At 36.5% G+C, this 6,397-nt stretch carries 6 protein-coding genes; 4 read left to right on the forward strand and 2 right to left on the reverse strand.

Features of this window, described 5'->3' with window-relative positions:
- Positions 1-151 precede the first annotated feature (151 nt).
- Positions 152-1,066, forward strand: a complete 915-nt coding sequence (locus BP621_RS04140) for a mechanosensitive ion channel family protein (RefSeq protein ID WP_292388111.1) — start codon at positions 152-154, stop codon at positions 1,064-1,066.
- A 79-nt stretch (positions 1,067-1,145) separates the two neighbouring features.
- Here BP621_RS04140 and BP621_RS04145 read toward each other — a convergent pair whose 3' ends face one another.
- Positions 1,146-1,508, reverse strand: a complete 363-nt coding sequence (locus tag BP621_RS04145; RefSeq protein ID WP_292388112.1) for an Mth938-like domain-containing protein — start codon at positions 1,506-1,508, stop codon at positions 1,146-1,148.
- An 823-nt stretch (positions 1,509-2,331) separates the two neighbouring features.
- Here BP621_RS04145 and BP621_RS04150 point away from each other — a divergent pair.
- Together BP621_RS04150 and BP621_RS04155 are read left to right on the forward strand one after the other, a co-directional pair.
- The gene (locus BP621_RS04150; RefSeq protein ID WP_292388114.1) at positions 2,332-2,715 is read left to right on the forward strand and encodes an Ig-like domain-containing protein; all 384 of its coding nucleotides are present in this window, start codon (positions 2,332-2,334) and stop codon (positions 2,713-2,715) included.
- Positions 2,716-3,021: 306 nt separating this feature from the next.
- On the forward strand, positions 3,022-3,417 hold the full coding sequence (locus BP621_RS04155; protein ID WP_292388115.1) for an Ig-like domain-containing protein: 396 nt from the start codon (positions 3,022-3,024) through the stop codon (positions 3,415-3,417).
- A 356-nt stretch (positions 3,418-3,773) separates the two neighbouring features.
- On the opposite strand, the gene BP621_RS04160 is transcribed toward BP621_RS04155, so the two are convergent.
- Positions 3,774-4,580, reverse strand: coding sequence for a DUF166 domain-containing protein (locus BP621_RS04160; RefSeq protein WP_292388116.1), 807 nt, complete (start codon positions 4,578-4,580; stop codon positions 3,774-3,776).
- A 916-nt stretch (positions 4,581-5,496) separates the two neighbouring features.
- On the opposite strand from BP621_RS04160, the gene BP621_RS04165 reads away from it, so the two are divergent.
- The coding region (locus BP621_RS04165) for a hypothetical protein (RefSeq protein ID WP_292388117.1) at positions 5,497-6,397 on the forward strand (901 nt) is incomplete at its 3' end.

Raw genomic sequence — 6,397 nt, forward strand, 5'->3', positions numbered from 1 at the left:
AATAAGTTCTGCTGTTAATAAGCTATACTATTGATAAGTTATATTGTTGATAAGTTATACTGTTGATAAATTCTAGTGCTAATGAGTTGTACTGGACAGTACACGAAAATCATTTTTGAGCCTCTCGGCGAAGATAAGAAGGAAAGTAAAAATGAGCTATGAAATAATAATGAAGCAGGTAATTCCATATACCGAGATAACGGTATCCAGGCTGATTTTCGCAATAATAGTACTCGTCGTGGGGTTCGCTTTATCAAAACATATTATTCATGTTTTCAGGAGAGGAGTACAGAAAACAAGGATTCCGGATCTCACCGTTCAATTTCTCACCCATTTTTTAAGTATCCTCCTTCATTTAATTGTTATTCTTATTTTCTTGAAGAGTCTCAATTTTGACGTGGATAGTTATATAGTCGGAGTCTCTGCAGCAATAGGCATTGTTCTTGGTCTTGGCCTGCAGGATACTTTTACAAACCTGACCGCTGGAGTATGTGTTGCGGCAATCAGGCCTATCGACATGGGAGAAACTGTAACCGTAAACGGGCAGACCGGAAAAGTGAAATCCGTAGGGATCATGTCAACCGAGCTCCTGACCCCTGACAACCAGCTCATAACAATCCCAAATAAGCTTGTATGGGGAAATTCTATTGTTAATATGACAAGGATGCCTACAAGAAGAGTTTCGGTTGATATAGGAATAAGTTATTCTTCAAGCCTCGAAAAAGCTACAGAGATAGCACTCAATCTAATGAAAACACACCCTCTTGTCCTTAAGGAACCCGAGCCCGCAGTCGTAACCACCGAGCTTGCCAATTCCTCGATAAATTTGCAGCTCAGAGCCTGGGCAAAAACAGAAGAAATGGGAACCGTAAAGAATGACCTGGTTGCAGGAATATTTGACGCTTATACGAAAGAAGGAATTGAAATCCCGTTCCCCCAGATGGACATAAATATAAAAGAAATAAAACAGAAAGAAAGTGGGAAACACACAATAGAACAGGATACGACAGCGCAGGAAGAACTAATGGCACTGGAAGAAGGGCGCGATGTGGAAGGATTATATTAAACAGAACCAATCTTTTGAAAACCTGTCTATGCCTGCCTGGACCGCCGTATCTCTTATTAATTTGACAAGTTACATGGACTTAACACGTTATATGGAACATTGCAGTGATCCTGCCTTCAAGTTCGTTCCAGCGTTCAATTGCCCACGGTGTCGGAAAAAGTTCTATTCCACACTTCTTTTTCGTGAAAAAATCTTCAGCTTCCTCAGACAGTTTAACAAAACCTGTCTGCCCGGTTCCAATAAGGATTTTTTCTGTCCCTTCCTCATAAATGTGCTTTGCTTCCTCAAGCGAGATTTTATGGGAAGTTCCATAGAGCTCCTTTGACAGTCTTTTCTCCCTTTTTTCGACCTGTCCATTGAGGCGGATAAGTATATCATATTTAAAGGTTTCTCCATTTACAATAATCGAACCAAAACTCGTAGAATCAATCTTTGGCTTCATGGTTTACCTCTTAAATTGAACTGAAAACAAGATATTCTATTTTATAATTGTCACACATACTTCATATAATTAACAGATATGCCCTGAATACATAAGTTTTCAAACTATAGGCATAATCTGAATATAAAAACTCATATACTTCCCATTCTTGGCAGGTAGACCTGACGAAAATAAGATGCCTGAGAGGACTCTATGCATTTGGGAAATGGAATCAAGTGCATTAGGCATTATAATCAAATTATGCCTTAAGCGGTTAAAGGTTTATCCTATTGATTTTTCAGTTCACCGGGCAAGCAGATAAACGAGTGAGCAAATAACGAAAATGTAACCCTATATGCACCGTTTTGCAAGGGCGAATAATGTGGGATTTTGGAATTTGAAAAATCCTGCAGAGAAAGGTGCACATCTATGTACAAATAAAAAACCTTCTTTTAATAAAATATAACCTATTCGCCTTTATAAAAAAATAAAAAACTCTAATATCCTGCTTTTAAAGAGAAAAATTTTTATGTATTAATATTTTTTTACATAAAGGGTTAATATAAGATATTTAAGGCCATAAACTTGTCAAGGACTTTATATTTTTATTCCATAATGTATATGATACAGTTAGGCTTATTAACAGTTTTATAATTCCTTAAGTTTTAAGATAAAGTTTTATCAAGTTTTAAATTCATTTTTCGATTTTTATTTAGAGTTAAAAAAATAAGTATACTTATACGTTAATATTTCCACTGTGTTTCGATTAAGAGGTGTGTTAGGATCAAATGAGACCTGCACCGATAAAATAAAATATAATAGGACAAAATACGGAGGAGCAACAATGCAAAAAAATGTTTTTAAGACAATCTGTGTTTTCACATTAGTCTTTTTTGTTCTGTCAATGACAGGAGCAGCGTGTGGTAACGACTGTAAAACAAAAACAGATGCAAAGAACGATAAGTTTACTATTGAGAATTGTGCAAAATATTTTAATGTGCTGAAGAATGACAAAGGATGCAACCTTAAAGTTACAACTACAGGAACTATTAAGACCAAACTGGGCGGCAAAGTGACAATGAAGAATGACGGTAAATTCTGCTACACAAAGCCAGCAAATTGCAAAAAATCTTGCACTGACAGTTTCAAATACACGATAAAAGGCTGCGATGGAAAAACCGATAGTGCAAAGGTTACACTGATTGTCAAATGCTCCGATTGTTGCTGAAAGTACCCTTCAGATACTTGCTTCAGTAGGTGCAATAATTGTACCTAAGCGCATTAAAGGGAAAAGGAAGTGCTAGTTTCGGGAATTTAATCCCAAATTTCTTCTAATCCCTTAATGCTTTTACCTTAATAATTATGGAATCTATGGAATCAGGTCAATTTAGTAGTAAATGGACCTGCACTCAAATTATAGAATCTTTTTTCGAGAAGTTTGCTTATTGAGTACACGTTAACTTGACATTCCCATTGTTTCGATTACAGTATTTTCGAATTAAATTTAATTTAGCATAAATAAGGAGGAAAAGTAATGCGAAGAACCATGTTTAAGGCAATCTGTGTTTTCACGTTAGTCTTTTTTGTCATGTCAATGGCAGGAGCCGCGTGTGATAACAACTGTAAAGCAAAAACAAATGCAATAAAGGATACATTTAATGTTAAACTTAAGAAATGTCCAAATACTTCTTATTGCTTTAACGTGCTGAAGAATGACAAAGGGTGCAGCCTTAAAGTTACATCTACAGGGACTTTCAAGACCAAACTGGGCGGCAAAGTAACGATGCAGAGTAACGGCAAATTCTGCTACAAAAGGCCAGCAAGTTGCAGTAAATCTTGCACAGACACTTTCACATACAAGATAAAAGGCTGCGATGGAAAAACTGATTCTGCAAAGGTTACGCTGGAACTCAAATGCCCCACCTGCTAAAAGTACTCTTCAAGTACTTCTCCAGTAGGTGCATTTATTGTAACTAAACGCATTAAAGGGAAAAGGAAGTGTTAACTTTCAGGGATTTAATCCAAATACCTTCCAAATCCCTTAATACTTTTACCTTAATAACTACGGAACCAGGTCAATCCAGTACTGGATAGATACGGGCTCAGACTCTAATAGCTATTTTCAAGAAGCTTGCTTACTGCTGAGATTTTCAGTATTCATTTTCGGACACAACTCTGTCGATACGCGATAGGTGACGCTTATTTTTCTTGTCGGAACCAGTTAAAGAACTTCGGTTTTCAGTTAGAATATTTTTGGAAAACTTTTTGGGAACGAAAACTTACCTTTTAAAAACTGGAACTTGAGATTTCGTCCTCGCACACTGCAGACAATCGGGCCTTTTCCTTTTTTGCAAATTCCATTCCATCTTCAACCGCTTCCCTGATAATATACCCGGCCTTGTGAAGGATAGTATCCCCGAGCTGAGGATCTTTGTCCATGCTGGCTGTACAGGGATAGGAGTGATGAGCTCCTGAGATTGTTTCCTTATATTCGGGAGTGTCAGTCCAGCCGAGCTTTTTTGCCACAAACCATGTGGAACCGCAAGGGGCGTCCCTTAGAACACCTGCTCCAATAAACATCTTCCCATCAGGGCTCATTTCGATTCTGAGTACAGGCTTCCCGAAACCAAGGTCAACGAACGCGTCTATAACGGGCTTTCCGGTTTTTTCAAGGGCGCAGAAAGGCTTTGGCCCTTCAAACTCAACTCCAATGGCTTCAAGCTCTTTTTTAAGCTGTTCAAGAACCCCTGCAGGAGTTTTCTTTGAGTCTTCGGCAGGCGCTATTACAGCTTTTGCCTTCGTTTTCTTCACAACATCCGGAAGGGCTATCAGAAGGTCTGGGTGGATGCCAATAGCAAGTATCAGATCACATTCCGGAAGTTTTTGAGGCATGTACTGCTCGGGCTCTTCTATAAACGTGGGCAGGTCTTGAGGAAACTCATGAATTCCTACGATCAGGTTTGCATACGACTTCCTGGCCTGCCTGCAGTGGTTGCAGAGTTCTCCGCAGGACACGCAGAAATTTCCCGGATTGATCAGGTTTTGGATAACTTTTTTTCCAAGTTCGCCTGAGTAGAGTATAAGGATCTTCATAACTTACCCCTATTTTTGATACTGTATAAATTATTTTGATAATTCCCGTCTATTCAAATATAGAACTCCTGACTACTTTGTCCCTTCAATAGAGAAAGAAAGAGAGAACATAGACCAACACGGGAATCTTTGATAAGTTGCCTGAGAAACTGTTAGTAATAGTTCTGACAGGATCCTCCTTTAATGTATTCCCCTTTTTGTTCTACATATTATAATTATTTGATTCAACGTATAAATAGTGAAAGTTTCGAAATAGAAATTAGTATCCATAAATAAATCTCTAATTTTATCCCAAAACAATTTTACTTTTATAATTTCTTTCAATGCACTTAATTATAATTGTGTTACATATACAGGCAATTCACGATTTCACTTCAACTTTTAATCTGTTTCATTTTACATGATCAGTTTCCCTTACTAAAATAGAGTTGGACTTTACCCAAAATTTAACTTATGAGTTCCTGCTATTTTATAGTCTAACTTTCATATAGATATCATCCCAAAACTCAAAATTGCTTTTCTGAATCCTACATTCTGAATAGTTAATCGAGTTTCAGGTTATGGAAAAAAATAGCTCTGAAACTTTACTACTTTTTGAGAATAAGAATTGTTTTGGGATAAGCTCTATATTAGTTTTCCATCCACTAGTAATGAAATATAAATTAGTACAAGCAGTTCCCTAATTATTTTGAAATATCAGTTTATTTGAACAATATTAATATTAAATTAAGAAGCGGATATCTTTTTATTCAGAGTTCATATGATATATCATCATATATCAATTTTAAAAATTAATCTTGTTTATATAAAGCCCATTAAATATTATAATTTTTACAGAACATGAATTGGAAATGAATATGGATTGGAATACGACAATCTTAAGATTATGTTAAGAAAATTTAAGGAGTAGGGGTAAATGGGGAAACAACTATTTGACAGAACAAAAAAGATACGGTATCCTCTTATGGTAATCCTTTTTTTAGCATTCGTGACGACTGCAGCAGCCGAGAGCAATACAGGAAATGACAACAGTAACATATTGAATGACAGCAATTCAGAGCAGAAAACATCAACTATACTTAATGCAGGTGATGCTCAAGGGAACACTTTTAACAATGTCGTCTTTAACAATGTCGTCTTTAATAACGGTCCAAACTCAGAAAATACCTTTAACAATGTAACTTTTAACAATGTAACCTTTAACAATGGGCCAAACCTAGGAAACACCGCTAATAATATATCAAACACCGAAAACAATGTGGCCAATGGATTAAATTCAGGAAATACCTCTAACAATAGTTTGAATCCGAGAATTTCTGTTAACAACAGACACAGTTCCAGAAGTAGTTCTAGTAATGGACAGAACTCAGAAGACACATCTGATAATGAATCAAACACAGAGAATACATCTAATAATGGGTCAAATCCAGGGTATACATTCAATAACGGGTCAAACCCAGGGTATACATTCAATAACGGGTCAAATCCAGGGTATACATTTAACAACGGATCAAATCCAGGGTACACATTCAATAATGGGTCAAATCCAGGGTACACATTCAATAATGGGTCAAATCCAGGGTATACATTTAACAACGGATCAAATCCAGCTAGTACGTATAATATAGGGCAGTATGCGGGGAATACATTCAATATAGGTCAATATGCAGGGGCCACTATTAACATAGGGCAGAATGCAGGCAGCACAGTTAATAATGGAGAAAATTCGGGTAGTACTGTAAATAATGGAAAGTATTCAGGAAATACAATAAATAGCGGAAAGAATTCAGGAAATACAATAAACGATGGAAAGAATT

Origin of the sequence: Methanosarcina sp. UBA5 (assembly GCF_002505485.1) — an archaeon.
In the GTDB taxonomy this organism is placed as follows: domain Archaea; phylum Halobacteriota; class Methanosarcinia; order Methanosarcinales; family Methanosarcinaceae; genus Methanosarcina.

Coding starts and splice junctions, on each gene's coding strand:
- BP621_RS04160 (WP_292388116.1), bottom strand. CDS start 4,580: ATGAAGATCCTTATACTCTACTCAGGCGAACTTGGAAAAAAAGTTATC.
- BP621_RS04140 (WP_292388111.1), top strand. CDS start 152: ATGAGCTATGAAATAATAATGAAGCAGGTAATTCCATATACCGAGATA.
- BP621_RS04150 (WP_292388114.1), top strand. CDS start 2,332: ATGCAAAAAAATGTTTTTAAGACAATCTGTGTTTTCACATTAGTCTTT.
- BP621_RS04145 (WP_292388112.1), bottom strand. CDS start 1,508: ATGAAGCCAAAGATTGATTCTACGAGTTTTGGTTCGATTATTGTAAAT.
- BP621_RS04155 (WP_292388115.1), top strand. CDS start 3,022: ATGCGAAGAACCATGTTTAAGGCAATCTGTGTTTTCACGTTAGTCTTT.